This is a genomic window from Williamsia sp. D3, assembly GCF_000506245.1.
Lineage (GTDB): Bacteria > Actinomycetota > Actinomycetes > Mycobacteriales > Mycobacteriaceae > Williamsia > Williamsia muralis.
The window spans coordinates 15,063-35,652 of record NZ_AYTE01000050.1 but is presented as its reverse complement, the minus strand read 5'-3'; the positions used below and the strand labels follow the sequence as shown (position 1 = coordinate 35,652).

Genomic DNA, 20,590 nt, shown 5'->3' with positions numbered 1-20,590 from the left:
CGGACTCAACCGTGATCGGTGAAAGCCGGGTTCAGGGCCGGGCCTTCTTCACCGCCCGGCGAACCTGCAACATCCGAAGACTCCCGATGATCGCGGTGATGACGGCGCCGAGGATCGCCGCGACGAGCAGGCTCACGCCGAGCGGCAGGTTCACACTCCAGAAGAAGAGATCGACCTGCTGCTTGTCGAGGTTCTGCAAGATGAAGATCAGCAGCACGAGGGTCACCAGGACACCGATGATGAGCCCGACCCAGGCTGCGCGGGTACGGGTGTGCTTCACGTCGTCGAGCGCTTTGCGCCGCTCTTCCTCGCGGTGGTCGGCGGCGGGGACATCGCTGCCGGTGTAGTCCGGGGGAGGCGCGCTGCCGGTGGTAGCCGGGTCGTACGCGGGTTCCTGCGGGTAACCCTCGGGCTGTTGGTAAGTCATGTGTTCCATGGTGCGTCAGCGCGCACCGAACGACAATGTCGGTGATCGAATTGGCATCATCACCGGGCCGAATTGGCTTCTGTGGCCCCAGTCCGTCACCCTTGTGTTATGACAAGTCCGCTGCCGTTGGTGTTCGACGCGCCCAAACGGGGCAAGCCGCCGCAGCATCTGGCCGACCTCGACGCCGCCGGCCGCGTGGCCGCAGTGACCAAACTGGGCTTACCCAAGTTCCGGGCGGATCAGTTGGCCCGCCAGTACTACGCCCGTCTCAACGCCGACCCGGCCGAGATGACGGACCTGCCTGCAGCGATGCGTGAATCCGTCGGTCAGGCTCTGTTCCCGCAGCTGATGAGGGTGGTTCGCCACATTGCCTGTGACGACAACACCACGCGCAAGACCCTGTGGCGACTTCATGACGGCACGCTTCTCGAGTCGGTGTTGATGCGGTATTCCGATCGCACCACTCTGTGCATCTCGAGTCAGGCCGGCTGTGGCATGGCCTGCCCGTTCTGCGCGACGGGTCAGGGCGGGCTCGACCGCAATCTGTCCACCGCAGAGATCGTCGACCAGGTGCGCGCCGCCGCACGGTCCATGCGTGACGGGGAACTCGGCGACCCCGGGCGACTCTCCAACGTCGTCTTCATGGGAATGGGCGAACCGCTCGCGAACTACAAGCGGGTCATCGACGCCGTCCGGCGCATCACGTCACCGGCTCCCGAAGGCCTCGGGATCTCTCAGCGGTCGGTCACGGTGTCGACCGTGGGTCTGGCGCCCGCCATCCGGCGGATGGCCGACGAAGGACTGACCGTGACCCTCGCGGTGTCACTGCACACCCCCGACGACGAACTGCGCGACACCCTGGTTCCGGTGAACAACCGGTGGTCGGTGCGCGAGGTACTCGACGCCGCCCGCTACTACGCGGACTCCACCGGTCGGCGGGTCTCGATCGAATACGCCCTCATCCGCGACATCAACGACCAGCCGTGGCGTGCCGACTTGCTCGGGGAGAAGCTGCGTAAGGCCCTCGGACCCCTGGTGCACGTGAATCTGATCCCCCTCAACCCGACGCCGGGCTCGAAGTGGGACGCGAGCCCCAAGCCCGTCGAGCGCGAGTTCGTGAGACGCGTGATCGCGCAGGGTGTTTCGTGTACGGTTCGCGACACCCGTGGCCAGGAGATCGCCGCGGCCTGCGGGCAACTCGCCGCCGAAGAGCGCTGAGGCACCTTTTCACCTGGCACTGCCCCCGGCTGGTGGCCACGCAACATGTGTGCGGCATTCGCAGGACAAGTTGCCCGCCGTTCATCGATCAGATGCTGTACTCGTCACACACGCCCGAACAGATGAGACGAGACCATGACTTCCCAGGCGCCCATGACCACGGACCAATTCGCCGACCACGTGTTCGGTGCTCTACTCGGCGCCCAGCAGGTCCAGGCGCTGTATCTGGGTGACCGGCTCGGCTGGTACGAACTGCTCGCGAAGGAAGGCCCGCTGTCACCAGCGGAATTGGCAGAGCGATCCGGGACAGCAGAACGGTACGCCCGGGAGTGGCTCGAGCATCAGGCGGTCTCGGGTTACGTTGTCGCCGACATCGGGCCCGAGGTCACCCGATTCGCGCTCCCCGCAGAGTATTCCGAGGTGCTGGTGAACGGCGACAGCCTGTCGTATCTCGCCCCGCTGGCACGGTTGTCGGTCGCGACGGGGAGTCAGATGTCGGAACTGCTGCAGGCCTATCGCACCGGCGGCGGTGTGTCGTGGCAGCAACTCGGCGCCGATGCCCGCGAGGCGCAGTCGTACGCCAACCGGCCGATGTACATGGGGCAGTTGACCTCTGAGTTCCTGCCGCAGATCCCTGATCTGCATGCGTTGTTGACCTCGGGTGCTCGTATCGCCGACCTGGGATGCGGTGAGGGATGGTCGTCGATCGCCCTCGCTGTGGGATATCCGAACGTCTCGGTCGACGGCTACGACATCGACACGGACTCCGTGGCCGCCGCGCAGCGGAATGCTGTCGAGTACGGCGTGTCGGACCGCGTCACGGTGACCGTGGCCGATGCACAGTCAGAACTGGATTCCGACAGCCACGATGCGGTCTTCGCCTTCGAGTGCGTGCACGACCTCTCGGATCCGGTGTCGTTCCTCGCGACGATGCGTCGAATAGCAAAACCTGGCGCACCGATCATCGTGATGGACGAACGAACGGCCGATTCCTTCACCCCTGATGCCGGGCCGGTGGAACAACTGCTGTACGGATTCTCGATCGGTTGTTGCCTGCCCGACAGCATGTCCGGTGGGGACAGTGCAGCCACCGGAACTGTCATGCGGACGTCCACGCTTGATGCCTACGCCCGGTCGGCAGGACTGGACGGGGCCTCCGTGCTCGACATCGAGCATGACATCTTCCGGTTCTACCGGCTTCAATGACAACAATCGGGTGATGCCGCGGGACCACATCGGCCGCGGTCAGCCACCCAGGAGCCGCACGATGTCGGTCTGACCGAGGTTGCGTGCATTGTCCAGGGCTGTTCGTCCCTGCGCGTCCCGGATATCGGGGTTCGCACCCGCCGCGAGCAGGCGCGCCACGATGTCCTGGTACGGCGTCGAACCATCCCCGTAGACAACGGCTTCGAGAAGTGCGGTCCAGCCGGAGTAATTGATGTGGTCCAGCGGAACCCCGGCGTCGATCAGCAACTGCACGGTGGTCGGGTGTCCCTTCTCCGCTGCCGGAATCAGGGCGGTGCCCCCGAATCGGTTGAGCGACCGGACATCTGCGCCGTGGTCGAGGGTGAGGACGAGTATCTCGTCGAGGCCTTCGGCGCCCGCGTAGAGATACGCGGAGTCGTCGAGATCATCCTTGGCATTGACATCGGCGCCGGCGAGGATCAGCCGCCGTGCGGTCTCGACATCACCAGCCTTGGTGGCCGCGACCAAAGGCGTGCGCCCGTCGGCATCCCTGAGCTCGAGTGCAGGATCAGGGCTGGGTGTCGACGCCGGCGGTGCCGGCGGGGGCGTTGTGGAGATGACCGATGGACGGGTGGCCGACGGCTCGGTGCTCTCGGCGCCAGGGGGATCGGACGTGGCGGTGCACGCAGCGCTAAGGAGGATCAGGCATCCCGCTGTGGCGGACAGTGCCCGTCGCAGGCGGGAGGGCGAGGACGCGACCGCGCCTACTTCTTGATCGCCCATTTTCTGCGGCTGAGGATCTCGCCGCGGATCAAGATGAAGGCGAGGAGCAACGCGAATCCGAGCAGGAAGAGGTCTTCGACGTGACCTTCGTGATTTCCGATCATCATGACCAGCAGCGCCACGATCGACACCCATCCGGCGATCTTGAAAGTCTTGAGACCTTCGCCGTGCCAGCCGAATCGGGCCGACGGCGCATCCGCGGGCTCGCGCTTGTACTCGACCTCAGTGCTGGCCACGGCTACTCCTGATGGTTGGGACCGACGATTCTTCCGCGTCAGCATATCGTGGGCGGTCGGGCCTCGGCCGACGTGGGGTTGGTCGCGTCGTGCCCTTCCGGGTGCCGTCTCCGCTGCGCCTTCGGTTACCCGATGCGAGAATGAGCGCCGTGCCGCCGGAAAATCATGTAAGCGCCGACTATCCCCGTGATCTGGTCGGATACGGTCGCACCCCGCCGCATCCGCAGTGGCCAGGTGAGGCCAATATCGCCGTGCAATTCGTCCTCAACTATGAGGAGGGTTCGGAGAACAACGTCCTCGAGGGCGACCTCGGGAGTGAGACGTTCCTGTCGGAAATGGTTGGCGCGGAATCATTTCCCAACCGGCACATGAGTATGGAGTCGTTGTACGAGTACGGTTCGCGGGCAGGCCTGTGGCGACTACTCCGCGTCTTCGACCGCCGCGAACTGCCCCTGACCATCTTCGCCGTCGCACAAGCCATGGCGCGCAATCCCGAGGCCGTCGCTGCTTTTCTCGAACGGGGCGACGAGATCGCTTCACACGGCTTGCGCTGGCTCAGCTATCAATTGGTCGACCCCGACATCGAACGTGCCCACATGGCCGAAGCCGTCGAGATCCTCACGGAACTGACCGGGACCGCGCCGCTCGGCTGGTACACCGGCCGGGATTCGCCCAACACCCGTCGGCTGGTCGTCGAGCACGGCGGCTTCCTGTACGACTCCGACAGTTATGCCGATGACCTGCCGTACTGGGAGAAGGTGACCGTCCCGGGTCGGGGCCCCGGTACCCCAGACCGCACCGTTGATCATCTTGTTGTCCCGTACACTCTCGATACCAATGACATGAAGTTCTCCTCACCCGCCGGCTTCCCCTCGGGCGACCAATTCTTCGCCCATCTGCGCGATGCGTTCGACGTTCTGTACGCCGAAGGTGAGGCGGGGGCCCCGAAGATGTTGTCGATCGGGTTGCACTGCCGCTTGGCGGGACGCCCCGCTCGCACCGCAGCCCTGGAGCGTTTCCTCGACCACGTGCAGTCGCATGACAAGGTGTGGATCGCTCGGCGGGTCGACATCGCTCGCCACTGGGCCGAGCGACATCCGGCGCCGGTGACCGGCGGGTGACAGGTCGCCGCCCGTCGAGGTGGTCGCGCGGGTAGTACGGGATCGATCACACTGGGTGGGTGACCACACGCGTTCTCATCCTCGGTAGCACCGGATCGATCGGTACCCAGGCGCTGGAGGTGATCTCAGCCAACCGCGACCGATTCTCGGTGGCCGGCCTCGGCGCCGGTGGCGGCAACGTCGACCTGCTCGCGAAGCAAATCAGTCAGTGGCAGCTCCCCGGTTCGGCGGTCGCCGTCGCCGAGCCCGATGCTGCCGCCCGCGTCGAGTCCGTCACCGGGACGACCGGCGTCCTGTCGGGGCCGGATGCCATGAGCGACCTGGTCGAGGCGACCGGCGCAGACGTGGTGCTCAACGCCGTGGTCGGATCACTCGGACTCAGACCGACGCTGACGGCGCTGCGATCCGGTGCCCGGTTGGCGCTGGCCAACAAGGAGTCGCTCGTCGCCGGGGGAGCGTTGGTGCTGGCCGCGGCCGGGCCGGATCAGATCGTGCCTGTCGACAGCGAACACTCCGCCATCGCGCAATGCCTACGGGCCGGTACGGCTGCCGAGGTCGACCGTCTGGTGCTCACCGCGTCCGGCGGGCCGTTCTTCGGTTGGGACGCCGCGGCACTGGAGGGCGTGACCCCAGAGCAGGCCGGTAAACACCCGACCTGGTCGATGGGGCCGATGATCACCCTCAACTCGGCGACCCTGGTGAACAAGGCGCTGGAGGTGATCGAGGCCCATCTGCTGTTCGGGGTTCCATACGAACGCATCGACGTGACGGTTCACCGCCAGTCGATCGTGCATTCCATGGTCACGTTCATCGACGGCGCCACGGTCGCCAAGGCGTCTCCTCCGTCGATGAAGCTGCCGATCGCCCTCGCCCTGGGCTGGCCGGACCGCATCGCGGGGGCGTCGACGCCGTGCGACTTCTCGTCCGCGGCGACGTGGACCTTCGAACCGGTCGACAACGCCGTGTTCCCCGCTATCGATCTCGCCCGTCACGCCGGAACACGTGGGGGATCGCTGACGGCGGTGTTCAACGCCGCCAATGAAGCAGCGGCCGACGGGTTCTTCGCAGGTGCCATCACCTTCCCCCGGATAGTCGGGATCATCGAGGAGGTGCTTGCAGCTGCGGATCAGTGGACCGAGGACCCAGGTACGGTGGATGACGTCCTGGCGGCCGACGCCTGGGCGCGTGAACGCGCTCGTCTGCTCGTCGCCGGTGTGCACCGTTAGCAGATTCTCAGAAGGGTAAGAAGCGGCCGATGATGTTTGCTCTGGGCGTGGTGCTCTTTGCACTCGGGTTGCTGGCGTCGATCGCCTGGCACGAGTGCGGACACATGTGGGCTGCACAGCGCACCGGAATGTATGTGCGGCGCTACTTCGTCGGTTTCGGCCCGACCCTCTGGTCGACGCGACGGGGCGAGACCGAATACGGGATCAAGGCGATTCCCCTCGGCGGCTTCTGCGACATCGCGGGCATGACCACCCACGACGAACTCGCACCCAAGGACGAACCCCGTGCGATGTACCGCCAGAAGTCGTGGAAACGGGTTGTGGTGCTGCTCGCCGGTCCGGTGCAGAACCTGATCCTGGGGTTCGTGCTGATCGTGATCATGGGGCTCGCCTGGGGGCTCCCCAACCTCTCCGGATCGATTCCCGCGAAGGTGGGAGCAGTCTCGTGCGTCGGGACCACCATCACTGACGGCGAGATGGCGCCGTGTACAGGTGATGGTCCCGCGGCGGAGGCGGGCTTGCAGCCAGGTGACACTGTCATCTCAGCCAACGGCCAGCGAATCAGCGACACAGCAGAGTTGAGCAAGGTTTTGCGTGCCGGCACCGCCCCGGTAGCACTGACCGTCGAGCGCGAGGGAGAGCAGCTCGACCTGACCGTGGTACCGCAGCAGGTCACCTCCACCGCGGTTGACGATAAGGGCGTCACCACTACCGAGACAGTCGGCATGGTCGGCATCGCCTACGATCTCGACGCCGGAACCGAACATCCCTCGGCGTTGGGCGCAATCCCGGCGGCAGCGGGGTTCACCGGCGACCTCATGGTGGAGACCTGGCATTCTCTGTTGTCCTTGCCATCGAAAATTGGGGCGTTGTGGACGTCGGTGACCGGCGGTGAGCGCGCCGCCGATACGCCGGTCAGCGTCTATGGCGCGTCAGTGATCGGTGGCGGGGCCGCCGAAGCGGGCGTTTGGTCCTTCTTCATTTTTCTTTTGGCCAGCATCAATTTCTTCCTGGCACTCTTCAATTTGGTTCCGCTACTACCCTTGGATGGTGGACACATCGCCATCGTCATTTATGAGAAGGTGCGCGATTGGGTGCGACGGCTACGTGGTCTCGGCGCCGGCGCGCCTGTCGACTACCTGAAATTGATGCCGGCGACGTACGTGGTCCTCGCGATCATGGGCGGATACATGGCACTGACGCTGACCGCTGACATCATCAATCCGATCAAGGTGTTCTAGATCATCCGAAAACAGTTACAGATCAGGAAGTGACCCCGATGAGTGCAGATGCAACCGCGATCGGTCTGGGAATGCCCGCCGCGCCGCCGCCGGTTCTCGCACCGCGCCGCAAGACGCGGCAGCTACAGGTGGGCACGGTGCCCGTCGGCAGCGACCATCCCGTGTCGGTGCAGTCGATGACCACCACCAAGACCCATGACATCAACGCGACCCTGCAGCAGATCGCCGAACTGACCGCGTCGGGGTGTGACATCGTCCGGGTGGCGTGTCCGCGGCCCGAGGACGCCGAGGCGCTGCCGGCCATTGCCAGGAAGTCGCAGATCCCGGTGATCGCCGACATCCACTTCCAGCCCAAGTACATCTTCGCCGCGATCGACGCCGGGTGTGCTGCGGTCCGGGTCAACCCGGGCAACATCAAGGAGTTCGACGGCCGGGTCAAGGAGGTCGCGAAGGCTGCCGGTGATGCCGGGATCCCGATCCGTATCGGCGTCAACGCCGGATCACTCGACCCGCGCCTGCTCCAGAAGTACGGCAAGGCGACGCCGGAGGCACTGGTGGAATCAGCGCTGTGGGAGGCGAGTCTCTTCGAAGAGCACGGCTTCGGCGACATCAAGATATCGGTCAAGCACAACGACCCGGTGATCATGGTGGAGGCCTACCGCCAGCTGGCCGCTGCCTGCGATTACCCCCTCCATCTCGGTGTCACCGAGGCCGGACCGGCTTTCCAGGGCACGATCAAGTCGGCCGTGGCGTTCGGCGCCCTGCTCGCCGAAGGGATCGGGGACACGATCCGGGTGTCGCTGTCGGCGCCACCGGTCGAGGAGATCAAGGTCGGCAATCAGATCCTGCAATCGCTCAACCTGCGGCCTCGTAAGCTCGAGATCGTCTCCTGCCCGTCCTGTGGCCGCGCGCAGGTGGACGTGTACAAGCTCGCCGACGAGGTGAGTGCTGGACTCGAAGGCATGGAGATCCCACTGCGGGTCGCCGTCATGGGCTGCGTGGTGAACGGCCCGGGAGAAGCACGCGAGGCCGATCTCGGTGTCGCCTCCGGAAACGGTCGCGGCCAGATCTTCGTCAAGGGAGAGGTCATCAAGACCGTTCCCGAAGCCCAGATCGTGGAAACGCTCATCGAAGAAGCGATGCGAATCGCCGAAGCGGCAGGCGAATCCGGTGACGCGGCAGGGGCAGGCGCACCGATTGTCACGGTGAGCTGACTTGGCACCGAGCGGGCTGGCAGAATGGCGACGTACGCTCTCGTACGCCCGTTACTAACCTGGGAGCCGCGGTGCTGAAGCTGTTGGGTGACCGTCCGCTCGGCGAGCGGGACTTCGACGCGGTCAGCCAGGCTCTCGCGCTCGATCCGGTGTCGTCGTGCATGGTCGCGGCTCGGGTGGAAGATCACGGCATCAATCCGCGAGCGCTGGGCGGGGAGTTGTGGAGCAACGGGCAGCCGGTCGACTCGCTGTGTTTCTCCGGGGCCAATCTCGTTCCGCTGCTCGGTACCGCTGACGATGTGCGCACCTTCGCCGAGCGGGCCATCCGTAATCCACGGGCCTGTTCGTCGATCGTCGGGCCGGCCGAGCTTGTGATGCCCTTCTGGGAACACACCCGTGAACACTGGGGTCCTGCCCGCGAAATCCGTTGCAGCCAACCCTTGTTGGCGCTGGGCACCGAACCTGCCATCCGTGCGGACCCCTTCGTGCGACGGGTGCGACTGGACGAGATCGACGCATACCTACCTGCCGCGGTCGAGATGTTCGTGGGGGAGGTGGGCATCGACCCCTGCGCGGGAGACGGTGGACGGTCCTACCGCCGCCGTATCGCAGGCCTGATCAACGCAGGCCGTGCATACGCGAAGTTCGAACGCGGCGAAGTGGTCTTCAAGGCCGAGGTCGGTGCGATGTCGCGTCGGGTCGGACAGATCCAAGGTGTGTGGGTTGCCCCGCACCGTCGGGGCACTGGCCTCGGTTCTGCGGGTACCGCGGCCGTTGTCGAAGCCATCGTGGCTGCCGGCCGTACCGCCAGCTTGTACGTCAATTCGTTCAACACGCCTGCGCGCGAGGCGTATCGGAGAGTCGGCATGCACGAGGTGGGTACGTTCGCGACCGTGTTGGTGGACTGACCGAGAGCAATCGGGTGGGATCGCTCCTGTCTCGCCTGCGTGGCAACCGGGTTGCAGTGCCGCGCGCAAATACGATGACCGGTGATGACCCGATCAATTCACCTGTGGCCCGTTCGACTCCTCGGGATCGCCCTCGTGGTGGTCATCGGGGTCGCGTCGGCAGGTTGTGCCCGTGATGACAACGGACCGGGCGCTGCAGCGCAACGATTTCTGAATGCTTTCGCTGATCACGACGGCAGTCGCGCCGGAGCCCTGACCGACGATCCCGTGTCGGCGACGTCTGCGATCGACGCGACCTGGAAGGGCTTGGCCGCCACCGAGATGTCGGCCGACACAGGGCAGGTGAAGGTCACCGGGGACACGGCCACGGTCGCAACCGACTACACGTGGGACCTGCCGGGCGGGCGCACCTGGGAGTACCGGGCGACCGTGCAGATGTCCCGCAGTGACGCGGGCTGGCAGGTTCGCTGGGTGCCGTCGAACGTTCATCCGAAACTCGGTGGGAACCAGACGATGCAGCTGCGAACGCTCGAGGCCCAGCGTGCAGCGGTCCGCGAGAGCGACGGCACCAATGTGCTGGTACCGGGCACTGTGTACAACGTACGGTTCGATGCCGCGGTGGCCGCCGATTCCGGCGCGGTCGTGTCCACCGCGACGGCACTGGCGACTGTTCTCGGTCGGTTTGCTCCGATGTCCGCGCAGGCCATCGCCGAGCAGGCAACCGGGCTGGGCGGCGAGTACTCGGTGATCACGCTCGGTCAGCGTGACTTCGATCAGGTCCGTGACCAGCTCGCGGGTCTGCCCGGGGTGTCGACGGTCGACCAGGCAGATCTTGTCCCCTCTGATCCGAAGTTCGCCCCGGCGCTGCTCACCCAGGTGAAGAAAGAAGTGTCCAAGGATCTCGAGGGCAAGGCCGGCTGGCGTGTGGTGTCGGTCAACCCGAACGGACTCGATGCCGATGTGCTGGCCGAGACCGCCCCTGCCCCGGCTCCGTCGGTCCAGATCAGCTTGTCCCGCGAAGTGCAGGAAGCGGCGCAGCACGCGGTGGACCAGCGCACAGATTTCCAGGTGGCCATGGTCGCCATCCAGCCGTCCACGGGGCGCATTCTTGCGATCGCCCAGAACGAGCTGGCCGACCGGGACGGCCAGATCGCGACCATCGGTCTCTATCCACCCGGCTCGACGTTCAAGGTGGTCACCTCCGCGGCTGCGATCAGCACCGGGCTGGCCCAGCCGTCGACCATGGTCGGGTGCCCCAGTGAGGTCACCATCGGCGAGCGCAGCGTTCCGAACTACAACGGTTTCGGACTCGGCACGGTCCCGATGCAAACCGCGTTTGCCCGGTCGTGCAACACCACCTTTGCCAAACTGGCCAGCGAGATGGGGCCGTCTGATCTGACGCGGACCGCCGCATCTCTCGGTATCGGTCCCGAGTATCACGTGGTCGGCCTGCCGACGGAAAGCGGGTCGGTCCCGATTGCACCTGAACTGGTGCAGCGCACGGAGGACGGGTTCGGCCAGGGCAAGGTGCTGACCAGCCCGTTCGGCCTGGCGATGGTCGCGGCCACGGTGGCACGCGGTTCGACACCGATCCCGTCGCTGATCGTCGGCCGCGACACCACCATCTCGGGGCCTCACCCGGAGATGGATCCGGCCGTGGTCACGAAGTTGCGCCCGATGATGCGCGAGGTGATCTCGTCCGGCACCGCGTTGCGCATGCAGGATCTCGGTGAGGTGTTCGGCAAGACCGGTGAAGCCGAGGTCGCGGCGGGTTCGCACGCCTGGTTCGCCGGCTACCGCGGTGACCTGGCATGGGCCACATTGGTGGTGCTCGGCGGGAGCTCGGACAACGCGGTGGCCGTCACCCACGAGTTCTTGGCGGCCTTGCAGCCCCGATGACCTCGATCGGACCGGTCGAGATAGTGAGCTTTGTAAAAGACATCCTGCCAATATTTTTGCCGATTTCGGCACGGGGTGGAACCAAAACTGAGAAGCTCTCGTCAGATTCCTAATCGGATCGGCGGGGCACTGGAGGGGGGTACCCCGCCGATCCGTTTGTTCGACCCAAGGTGGCCCGACCCGGGGCAGTTCGATCCGGGACCACAAGGAACTGGCCGGTGTCAGGGTGAATCCATGTCAGCACCGGATGTTCATAGACCTCACTGAGCAGTTCGGCAGTCATCACCCCGCGTGTCGGCCCGGCGGCCACCATCGTGCCGCCCTTCATCACCAGCACCCGGTCCGCATACGCCGCCGCAAGCGACAGGTCGTGCACCACGATCAGGACCGCGCCGCCATCATGGCGCCGTTCGCTCAGTATCGTCAGCAAACGTTCCTGGTGATGGATGTCCAAGGCCGCGGTCGGTTCGTCGAGCATCAGGATCGGTGTCTGCTGAGCCAGTGCGCGAGCCAGCGCAACCCGGGCCTGCTGCCCACCGGACAGTTGGCTGAATGGCCGATCGCGCACCTGCAGCAGATCGCATTGCGTCAGTGCCGCTTCCACCACTGCTGCGGACTGCGCCGCCCGTTCGGTCCTGGACCAGGGAAAACGGCCCATCTCCACCACTTCGTGAACCAGGAATGGGTTGTCTTCACGGTGCGACTGCGTCACCAGGGCTCGCCGTCGCGCCAGCTCGACGGGGGACAATGACCCGAGGTCAGCCCCCGCCACGGTGACCGACCCCGCGGCAAGGGGACGCAGACCCGCCAGGCCCGACAACAGTGTCGACTTTCCACAGCCGTTCGGGCCCACCAGCGCAACGATCTCGCCCGCACCGAGTTCGAGGTCCACGTCGGTCACGATGGGGCGGCCACCAATGGCGACGTGCACGTCGCGTGCGACGAGAGCCTGCCCGGGCGTCAACTTCGTCACCAGCCGACTCCGGTATGACGGCTGCGACGCAGCAGCAGGAAGAACACCGGCCCACCGATCAGGGACGTGAGCATCCCCAGCGGAAGATCGGCGCCGGTCATCAGCGTCCGAGCGCCCAGATCGGCGGCGCACACGACGATCGCCCCGCCGATGACGCTGGCGGGAAGCAGGATCACGTGCCGCGGCCCGACGATCAACCGCATGAGGTGGGGGACAACCAATCCGACGAACATCACGATCCCGGTGAAAGCGACGGCAGCAGCGGTGAGCACCGCGACCAGCAGAATGGCGATGCGCCGAACCGTTTCCACCCTGACGCCCAGGGCGGCGGCCTGAATTTCGCCCAGCGACAACAGATCCAGCCTGCGGACCAGCAGCAGGCTCACGGCGATGGCCGCAGTCGCCACCGGCAGCACCACCCACACCGGACGCCAGCCGACACCTTGGAGCGACCCCAGCTGCCAGAAGACGATCTGTTCGCGGTCGTTGGTGTCCGCGAGGAAGGTGAGGAAGGCAATGATGCCCGAGGCGAACGCGTTGACGGCAATGCCGATGAGTATCAACATGATCGGCGACGACGATCCATCTCGCATCGACAGGGTGTAGACCACGGCCACTGTGATCAGTGCGCTGATGAAGGCGGCGCCCGCCAGCCCCCACACACTCGCCCAGATCCCGCCCGACACGATCGCCAGGCAGGCGCCGACCGCGGCCCCGGCCGACACCCCGATGACACCGGGCTCGGCGAGTGGGTTGGCCAGGACGCCCTGGAGCAGACAGCCTGCGCAGGCGAGTGTCGCCCCGACGAGCAGACCCATCACGATGCGGGGAAACCGTACGGTCCACAAGGTTTCTTCCCCATTGGGGGAACTCGGCATCGGCCCGATGTCGAGGCCCAGGTGATGCATCACCGAGCCGAACACCTCGGCAGGCGGGATGTACACCTGGCCACTGGCAGCCGACCACCCGACCAAGACGACAAGCAGCGCCAGCATGAGGGCGATCACGAGGGAATTGCGGGAGAAGACAACCCGTTTGGCGCTGCCGACGGTCGGCATCTGGTCGCGAAGTGCCCTCACACGTAGATCGCTTCGGCCAGTGCCGCGAGCACCCGCCCGGTGTCGGGGCCGAAGGTGAGGATCTCGGCCTGGTCCATCTGCACCACACGCCGATTGCGGCCCGCGTCGGTCTGGGCCAGGCCCGGCAACTGCAGCACCTTGTCGATTCCTCCGACCGATTCTGCTCCTTGCGTCATCACCAGGATGACCGCGGGATCGGCGTTGATCATCGCCTCCGCGTCGACGGTGGTGAACGAGGAGGTCAACCCGGCCGCGGTTCCGGCATCGACACCACCGATCGCCTCGATCAGATCGTCGCGCCCGAGCCGGGTCCTGCCAGGAGCTTGAACCTCTCACCGCGCAAGTACAGAAACGCCATCTTCGACCCATGCGCCCGTTCGGGCACCGATGCCCGTGCCGCCTCGATCTCCGCGTCGGTGCGGGCGGCGAGGGCCCGGCCCTGATCGGGCACGCCCAGCGCTTCGGCGACCGCAGTGATGAGCGGGCCGGTCGAGGCGATGGTGCGGTCCTTGGCGAACACCACGACCGTGATCCCTGCAGCGCGCAGTTGATCGATGGTCCCCGGCGGATTCACCGACTCGTCGATGAGCACCACGCTGGGATCGGCGGCCAGGACCGCTTCGATGTTCACCGAGTGCCCACTGTCGGTGATCAGAGGAAGCTGCCCCGCCTCGGGGATGACGGTGGACCGGTCACGTGCGACCACTCGTTCACCCAGCCCCAGGGAGAACACGATGTTCGCCAAGGTGCCCGAGCGATCGATCGCGATGATGCGGCTCGCGTCGGCGACGGTGACCCGTCCGTCGCCCACCGAATCCACGGTCGCCGGCAACATCGGGACGGGATTGTCGGCAATCGGCTCGACGTCCGGGCCTTCGAGCGCGGCGGTTTGCGGACCGGACCGCAACATGTTGTCCTGCGCCGTCGAACTGTTCGCCGAGTCGGTGATCGGCGCGGTGGAACAAGCTGCCATCAGCACGCCTACGACCATGATCAGCGCGGCGACGACCGGCGCAGTTCTTCCACCGGAAGACCGGTTCTTGACCATCGTCGCACTCCATCCCAGCACAGTGTGAGCCTTACCTTACTTAGGGCGATACGGCTGTGATCGTGCGGGGGACAGCCGCGGGTTAGGCTGGATACATGCCAGTTCGTGCCGCCCTGACCCCCGGCGAGATCTCGCCCACCCTGTCCGTGCCGTCGTACATCCCACGCCCCGAGTACGTGTGGAAGTCGACCGTGAACGAAGGTCACGAGCCGTGGGTTCAGACACCCGAGACCATCGAGAAGATGCGGGTTGCGAGCAAGATCGCGGCCAACGCCCTGGCCGAGGCGGGTAAAGCTGTGGCACCCGGGGTCACCACGGATGAGCTGGACCGGATCGCTCACGCGTACATGATCGACCACGGTGCGTACCCTTCGACCCTGGGCTACAAGGGTTTTCCCAAGTCGTGCTGCACGTCGCTCAACGAGGTGATCTGCCACGGGATCCCGGACTCGACCGTCATCGAGGACGGCGACATCGTCAACATCGATGTCACGGCATACATCGACGGGGTGCACGGCGACACCAATGCCACCTTCCTCGCCGGCGATGTCGCCCAAGAGGTGGTCGATCTCGTCGACCGCACCCGCGAGGCGACGAACAGGGCGATCAAGGCGGTTCGTCCGGGCCGGGAACTGAACGTGATCGGGCGGGTCATCGAATCGTACGCAAACCGCTTCGGCTACAACGTGGTCCGCGACTTCACCGGCCACGGGATCGGTGAGACGTTCCACAACGGTCTGGTGATCCTGCATTACGACCAGCCCAACGTCGAAACGCTGATCGAACCCGGGATGGTGTTCACCATCGAGCCGATGATCAATCTCGGCGCCCTCGAATACGAGATCTGGGACGACGGCTGGACCGTCGCCACGGCAGACCGCAAATGGACCGCGCAGTTCGAGCACACCCTGGTGGTCACCGACACCGGGGCGGAGATCTTGACCCTGCCGGACGCCTGACCTGTGGCGCACCCGGACCTCCGTCGATGAAAGGCGCCCTGCTGGTCGCGGGCACCAGTTCCGACGCCGGTAAGAGTCTGATCGTCGCCGGGCTGTGTCGTGCGCTTCATCGTTCGGGTGTGTCGGTGGCGCCGTTCAAGGCGCAGAACATGTCGAACAACTCGGTCGTCACGCTCGACGGGGGTGAGATCGGGCGAGCACAGGCAATGCAGGCCGCGGCGTGCGGGCTGGCGCCGTCCGTGCGTTTCAACCCGGTTCTGCTCAAGCCCGGTAGCGACCGGCGCTCGCAGGTGGTGGTCCGTGGACAGGCAGACGGGTTCGTCGGTGCCGTGGACTACCACAGTCGCAGAGCTGCTCTGGCCGGCGTCGTGGGGGACGAATTGCGTTCACTGCGCGACGATTTCGATGTCGTGATCTGTGAGGGTGCGGGATCACCCGCCGAAATCAACCTCCGTGCGTCCGACATCGCCAACATGGGTCTCGCCGAGATGGGCGACCTGCCGGTGATCGTGGTCGGCGACATCGATCGCGGTGGTGTGCTGGCTCATCTGCTCGGAACGCTGGCGTCGCTCGGGGCGGCCGACCAGGCGCGCATCGCAGGGTTTGTGGTCAACAAGTTCCGCGGCGACCGATCGATATTGGAGCCGGGTCTCGAGCAACTCCGCGTTCTCACCGGCCGGCCGACCATCGGGGTGATCCCGTTCGCGGAGGGTCTGTGGCTCGACGCCGAGGACTCGCTTGCCAGCGTGGTCGGGCACCCCGTGGGGCGATCTGCTCCGGCTGTGGGCACGGACCGGTTGTCGGTGGCGGCGATACGCCTGCCCCGGATATCCAACTCCACCGACGTCGAGGCGTTGGCGTGCGAGCCGGGAGTCGACGTGCGCTGGGTGGACGACCCTGCGAGCGTTGCCGTGGCCGATCTGGTGGTGATCCCCGGCAGCAAGGCAACGGTGTCTGATCTGAAGTGGTTGCGTGCCAGGGGAATCGATTCGGCGTTGATCACCCGCGCCCGAACCGGACGACCTGTCCTGGGGATCTGCGGCGGCTATCAGATGCTGGGCAGATCGATCACCGACGACGTGGAAGGTCACGTGGGAGAAGTCGCGGGCCTGGGGATCCTCGCCCTCGACGTCGTCTTCGGCGAGCACAAGGTGCTCCGGCAGGTGAACGGCACGGCATGGGGACATCCGGTGACCGGGTATGAGATACACCACGGGCGGGTGGTCGGCTCTGGAGATGACGGACTGCTGATCGATGCGGAGGCGGGCAGCGAGGGCAGTGTTCGTGGAGCTGTTGTGGGCACCCACTGGCACGGGTTGCTGGCATCGGACGGATTCCGTCGTGACTATGTCCGCCGGGTGGCCGGCCACGTCGGACGTTCCGGGTTCGTACCCGGGGAGGTGTCGTTCGAACAGGCGAGGATGTCGCAGCTCGATCTGATCGCCGACCTGGTGGAAACCGAACTCGACATGGAGTTCATCGCCGACGTGGTCACCGCTGGGCCGAGGCCGGGGTTGCCGACGCTCACGGCCACGCTGAGTTGACCCGATCGTCGTACCCGGACACGTAGGCTGACCGGGTGAGTATCGAACACCGCACCCTCACCGTGGGCGACCTGCAGTTCGACGTCAGGATCGGTGGGCCGGACAAGGCGCCGTCAGTGCTGTTGCTGCACGGATTCCCCACCACCGGAGCCTGTTTCGACGGCGTCGTCGGACGGCTGCACGACTCGGGCCTGCGCACGATCGTCCCGGACCAGCGCGGCTACAGCCCCGGAGCCCGGCCCGACGACGTCGCAGCATACGAACTGCGGCACCTGGCCTCCGACGCCATCGGCATTCTCGACGCCCTGGGCATCGGGTACACGATGGTGGTGGGACACGACTTCGGGTCGCTCGTGGCGTGGCATCTGGCCGGCCACCATCCGGATCGGGTGACCGGACTCGTCGCGGTCAGCGTGGGCCACCCCTCGGCGATCTCGACGTCCCTGGCCGCGAGCGATCAGCGCGAACGGTCGTCGTACATCCTCGACTTCGTCAAGCCCGACGCAGAGGACACCATGCTCGCCGACGACGCGAAGATGCTGCGAGAGCTGGTTCCCGACGACAGCGTGCTGCCCCTCACCGAGCGTCCCGCGCTGACAGCGGCGCTGAATTGGTACCGCGCGAACTTCACCGGCGACATCAAAGCGCACCTGTCGTGCCCGCCGATCGAAGCCCCCACGACGATGCTCTGGGGCGACCAGGATTTCGCGCTGGGGCGCGAGCAGGCAGAGGGGAGTGGACGATACGTCTACTCCGACTACCGGTTCGCTGCTCTCGAAGGCGTCGATCACTGGGTGCCGCAGAATGCGGCGGCCGCGCTCGCGAGCGAGGTCGCGTTGCGTTCAGCCGTGTGGTGATCCTCCCTGTCCGGTGACCCGGCCCAGGCCCGGTCCCCTCAGACCTCGAGGCCGAGGAGCGCGTTCTCGAGGACTTCCGGCATGGCGGGGTGGATCCAGTACTGACCGCGGGCCATGTTCTTGACGTCGAGACCGAATGACATGGCCTGGATGACGGGTTGGATGACCGACGGCGCCTGCGGGCCGATGATGTGTGCGCCCAGGATGCGCCCGGTGCCTTTCTCGGCGATCACCTTGCACAGACCGGTGAGGTCCTCCATAGCCCAGCCGTACGCCACATCGCCGTAGTTCTGCACCTTGACGGTGATGTCGAGGCCGGCCTGCACCGCCTCGTCCTCGGTCAATCCGACCGACGCGATCTGCGGGTGCGTGAACACCGCGGCCGGTACGAACCGGTGATCGAAGGATTCGAGTTCGGTGCCGTCCCAATCGCGCAGGAGGTTGGCCTGCACCACCCGACCTTCGTGGTTGGCGACGTGCTTGAGCTGGTACTTCGAGGTGACGTCGCCGACAGCCCACACGTTCCGGGCCGCGGTGCGCCCGTAGGCGTCCCGGCAGACGCGGCCCTCGGAGTCGATGTCGACGCCGATCGTGTCCAGTGCCAGCCTGTCGCCGTTGGGGATCCGGCCGACAGCGACCAAGAGGGCATCTCCGGTGATGACGGTGTCGTCGGCGAGCTGCACCCGGACGTCGCCGGAATCCTCCTGCTCGACACTGTGGATCGCGGACTCGAAGTGCACATCCCATGCGGCCGAAGCAATTTCGGTGAACCTGCGGGAGATGTCGGCGTCCTGCGCACGCAGCAGAGCGTTGCTGCGGGCGATGATCGACACCTTCGAACCCAGTGCGCCGAACACGTGGGCGAACTCGGCCGCGATGTAGCCACTGCCGATGATGATCAGGTGCCTGGGGAGCTCGGGTAGACGCATCACGTCTTCGTTGGTGTGAAAGTTGACCCCGCTCTCGGCGACCACGTCCGGGATGGCCGGCCTCGATCCGGCGGCCAGCACCACCTTGGTGGCGACGACCTCGTCTCCGGCAGCGGTGCGCAGCCGATACCGGCCGTTGTCGGTGACCCCGTCGAACTCCACGTGACTGGTGTAGACGGTGATGTTGGTGCAGTCCTCCACTCGGTAACGTTTACCGCCCGCCGAGATCGGATCGATCCGCCCGAAGACGCGATTCACGATGCCCGGCCAGTCGACCTTCTCCACCGAGCCCGTGACGCCGAGACGTTCGCCCTCCCGGATGGTCTGGGCGATCTCCGCGGCGTACACGAACATCTTGGTGGGGATGCAGCCGACGTTGAGGCAGGTTCCGCCGTAGATGCTCTCCTCGAAGATCGCGATCTCCTGATCGGCGAACCTCTCGTCGGGGATCGAGTTGCCGGTTCCCGAACCGATGATCGCCAGGTCCACCTCGTGCACGTGTGGACGGCCGTTGGGCGTTGTCGATTCAGCCATGGATGACACCTCGTATCCGGTCGTTGTTGCTCGAAAGCCAGTGGTCGAGTTCGGAGTAGGCGGTGTCGCGTACCCCGGTGCGCGAGAGGAAGACGTCGTGGCGTGCGCCCTCGACGGGGACAACGCTCACCCGGCCACCGAGGCAACCCGACCACTTGGCGATCTGACGGACGTCGAGGACTCCGTCTGCCGAGTCGATGTCCGCGACACTGCCGTCGGCCTCGGGCCCGCTGAGGGTCGTCGCGGTCGAGTGCAGCACCAGCGAGGGAACGCCGATGTCGAGTCCGCGATGCAATCTGGCCTGTCCCTGACGTACCGCGCTGAGGAAGCCGAACGTGACCGGATAACCCTGTAAGGGTTTGTAATTGAGGTCGTACTCCCACTCGCCGTGCACGCTGTGGTGCAGACTCTCGCCGTAGGCGCCGGAGATGTTGCGGGGTATGGCGGCCAGGGGGCGTACCCGGGCGACGCCGTTGATCAGCGCGGTCCCGGCCGTGCGCAGGATCGGTGCGCCTTGCAGGTCGAACCAAGGAGAGTTCAGCACAAGCCCGCGTGGGCGTGCCGAAACCAGGGGATCAAGCTCCCGCGGCCTGTCGAGTGCTCGCAGCCGATCGAGCCACAGAGCGGTGATCAGGCCGCCGGTGGAGTGCGCGGCCACCAGGAGCGGAACCCCGTCGGTGCCGGCGTTGATCTCCGCGACGGCGAGGTCGAGCTCGAAGTCGTAGGCGGCCAGGTCGGTGATGTGATGAGGGGTCTGCCCCGGTCGTTGTGAACGTCCGCACTTGCGCAGGTCCAACGCGTAGAAGCCATACCCGCGCTGAGCGAAGAACTCGGCGAGCGGTCGTTGGAAGAAGTAGTCGGTGAAGCCGTGGACGTACAGCACCGCGCCGGTCACCGGACCGGTCGGTTCGTGGCGGACGAGGGTGGCGGTTATCTCACCTTCACCGTCGGGGTCGATGCCGAGGTCGAAGGTCGATGCCGAGAAGTCGGGGCCGAGTACATCGGGCTGCCAGCGGGAAGGGGCCACAATCGTTCACTGTAGATGTGCGCGCCGCCACGGGGAGTGTGCCCGAGGCAACTGCCGACCGCGTTGCAATGACCGCACCCGCATGAGAGACAATGGAACACATCCGAAAGTTCGCCGAATCAGGAAGTTGAGCCGGAGTGTCTGAGTCAGCAAACCCGCGCGACGGCGGAGTCATCACAACC

Annotated in this window: 18 protein-coding genes and 1 pseudogene; 11 read left to right on the top strand and 8 right to left on the bottom strand. The window is 65.8% G+C overall.

Going from position 1 to position 20,590, the window contains the following annotated elements:
* Positions 1-31: 31 nt before the first annotated feature.
* Positions 32-427 (bottom strand): lipopolysaccharide assembly LapA domain-containing protein, encoded by a 396-nt coding sequence (locus tag W823_RS56075; protein WP_223249449.1) that lies wholly within the window; start codon positions 425-427, stop codon positions 32-34.
* Between the two features lie 108 nt (positions 428-535).
* Between W823_RS56075 and rlmN the strand changes: the two genes are divergently transcribed.
* Together rlmN and W823_RS56065 are read left to right on the top strand one after the other, a co-directional pair.
* A complete protein-coding gene (gene rlmN, locus W823_RS56070; protein ID WP_023963943.1) occupies positions 536-1,645 on the top strand; it encodes a 23S rRNA (adenine(2503)-C(2))-methyltransferase RlmN in 1,110 nt (369 codons plus the stop codon).
* Between the two features lie 153 nt (positions 1,646-1,798).
* Positions 1,799-2,851: a class I SAM-dependent methyltransferase gene (locus tag W823_RS56065; protein WP_023963941.1), complete on the top strand. Its 1,053-nt coding sequence runs from the start codon at positions 1,799-1,801 to the stop codon at positions 2,849-2,851.
* A 39-nt stretch (positions 2,852-2,890) separates the two neighbouring features.
* Here W823_RS56065 and W823_RS56060 read toward each other — a convergent pair whose 3' ends face one another.
* Positions 2,891-3,613, bottom strand: coding sequence for an ankyrin repeat domain-containing protein (locus W823_RS56060; protein ID WP_023963939.1), 723 nt, complete (start codon positions 3,611-3,613; stop codon positions 2,891-2,893).
* Positions 3,595-3,849: a DUF2631 domain-containing protein gene (locus W823_RS56055; protein WP_023963937.1), complete on the bottom strand. Its 255-nt coding sequence runs from the start codon at positions 3,847-3,849 to the stop codon at positions 3,595-3,597. The genes W823_RS56060 and W823_RS56055 overlap by 19 nt, the downstream gene beginning before the upstream one ends.
* A gap of 140 nt (positions 3,850-3,989) precedes the next feature.
* On the opposite strand from W823_RS56055, the gene puuE reads away from it, so the two are divergent.
* The 6 genes from puuE (at position 3,990) to W823_RS56025 (ending at position 11,458) form a co-directional block, all read left to right on the top strand.
* Positions 3,990-4,970 (top strand): allantoinase PuuE, encoded by a 981-nt coding sequence (gene puuE / locus W823_RS56050; RefSeq protein WP_023963935.1) that lies wholly within the window; start codon positions 3,990-3,992, stop codon positions 4,968-4,970.
* 59 nt (positions 4,971-5,029) lie between these two features.
* Complete coding sequence (dxr, locus tag W823_RS56045; RefSeq protein ID WP_023963933.1) at positions 5,030-6,196, top strand: 1-deoxy-D-xylulose-5-phosphate reductoisomerase; 1,167 nt, start codon at positions 5,030-5,032, stop codon at positions 6,194-6,196.
* Between the two features lie 29 nt (positions 6,197-6,225).
* Positions 6,226-7,437, top strand: a complete 1,212-nt coding sequence (locus W823_RS56040; RefSeq protein WP_023963931.1) for an RIP metalloprotease — start codon at positions 6,226-6,228, stop codon at positions 7,435-7,437.
* 38 nt (positions 7,438-7,475) lie between these two features.
* Positions 7,476-8,651, top strand: a complete 1,176-nt coding sequence (ispG, locus tag W823_RS56035; protein WP_023963929.1) for a flavodoxin-dependent (E)-4-hydroxy-3-methylbut-2-enyl-diphosphate synthase — start codon at positions 7,476-7,478, stop codon at positions 8,649-8,651.
* Positions 8,652-8,722: 71 nt separating this feature from the next.
* Positions 8,723-9,559: a GNAT family N-acetyltransferase gene (locus W823_RS56030; protein WP_023963927.1), complete on the top strand. Its 837-nt coding sequence runs from the start codon at positions 8,723-8,725 to the stop codon at positions 9,557-9,559.
* An 84-nt stretch (positions 9,560-9,643) separates the two neighbouring features.
* Entirely contained in the window at positions 9,644-11,458 is a 1,815-nt protein-coding gene (locus tag W823_RS56025) for a penicillin-binding transpeptidase domain-containing protein (RefSeq protein ID WP_023963925.1), read from the top strand.
* Between the two features lie 109 nt (positions 11,459-11,567).
* Here W823_RS56025 and W823_RS56020 read toward each other — a convergent pair whose 3' ends face one another.
* The 3 genes and pseudogenes from W823_RS56020 to W823_RS56010 all read right to left on the bottom strand — a co-directional run bounded on the left by W823_RS56020 (position 11,568) and on the right by W823_RS56010 (position 14,558).
* Positions 11,568-12,431: a heme ABC transporter ATP-binding protein gene (locus tag W823_RS56020; RefSeq protein WP_023963923.1), complete on the bottom strand. Its 864-nt coding sequence runs from the start codon at positions 12,429-12,431 to the stop codon at positions 11,568-11,570.
* Positions 12,428-13,426, bottom strand: a complete 999-nt coding sequence (locus W823_RS56015) for an iron ABC transporter permease (RefSeq protein ID WP_116915676.1) — start codon at positions 13,424-13,426, stop codon at positions 12,428-12,430. Before W823_RS56015 ends, W823_RS56020 begins: the two co-directional genes overlap by 4 nt.
* A gap of 80 nt (positions 13,427-13,506) precedes the next feature.
* A pseudogene (locus tag W823_RS56010) lies at positions 13,507-14,558 on the bottom strand (hemin ABC transporter substrate-binding protein).
* Positions 14,559-14,653: 95 nt separating this feature from the next.
* On the opposite strand from W823_RS56010, the gene map reads away from it, so the two are divergent.
* From map to W823_RS55995, 3 genes are read left to right on the top strand one after another with little or no spacing between them, the layout of a single operon-like run.
* Positions 14,654-15,517, top strand: coding sequence for a type I methionyl aminopeptidase (map, locus tag W823_RS56005; RefSeq protein WP_023963919.1), 864 nt, complete (start codon positions 14,654-14,656; stop codon positions 15,515-15,517).
* A 26-nt stretch (positions 15,518-15,543) separates the two neighbouring features.
* Positions 15,544-17,061, top strand: coding sequence for a cobyric acid synthase (locus W823_RS56000; RefSeq protein WP_023963917.1), 1,518 nt, complete (start codon positions 15,544-15,546; stop codon positions 17,059-17,061).
* A gap of 35 nt (positions 17,062-17,096) precedes the next feature.
* Positions 17,097-17,918: an alpha/beta fold hydrolase gene (locus W823_RS55995; protein WP_023963915.1), complete on the top strand. Its 822-nt coding sequence runs from the start codon at positions 17,097-17,099 to the stop codon at positions 17,916-17,918.
* A 38-nt stretch (positions 17,919-17,956) separates the two neighbouring features.
* Here the strand turns inward: W823_RS55995 and mtr are convergent, their stop codons facing one another.
* Together mtr and W823_RS55985 are read right to left on the bottom strand one after the other, a co-directional pair.
* Complete coding sequence (gene mtr, locus W823_RS55990) at positions 17,957-19,381, bottom strand: mycothione reductase (RefSeq protein ID WP_023963913.1); 1,425 nt, start codon at positions 19,379-19,381, stop codon at positions 17,957-17,959.
* Positions 19,374-20,408 (bottom strand): alpha/beta hydrolase, encoded by a 1,035-nt coding sequence (locus tag W823_RS55985; protein WP_023963911.1) that lies wholly within the window; start codon positions 20,406-20,408, stop codon positions 19,374-19,376. The genes mtr and W823_RS55985 overlap by 8 nt, the downstream gene beginning before the upstream one ends.
* Between the last annotated feature and the right edge of the window lie 182 nt (positions 20,409-20,590).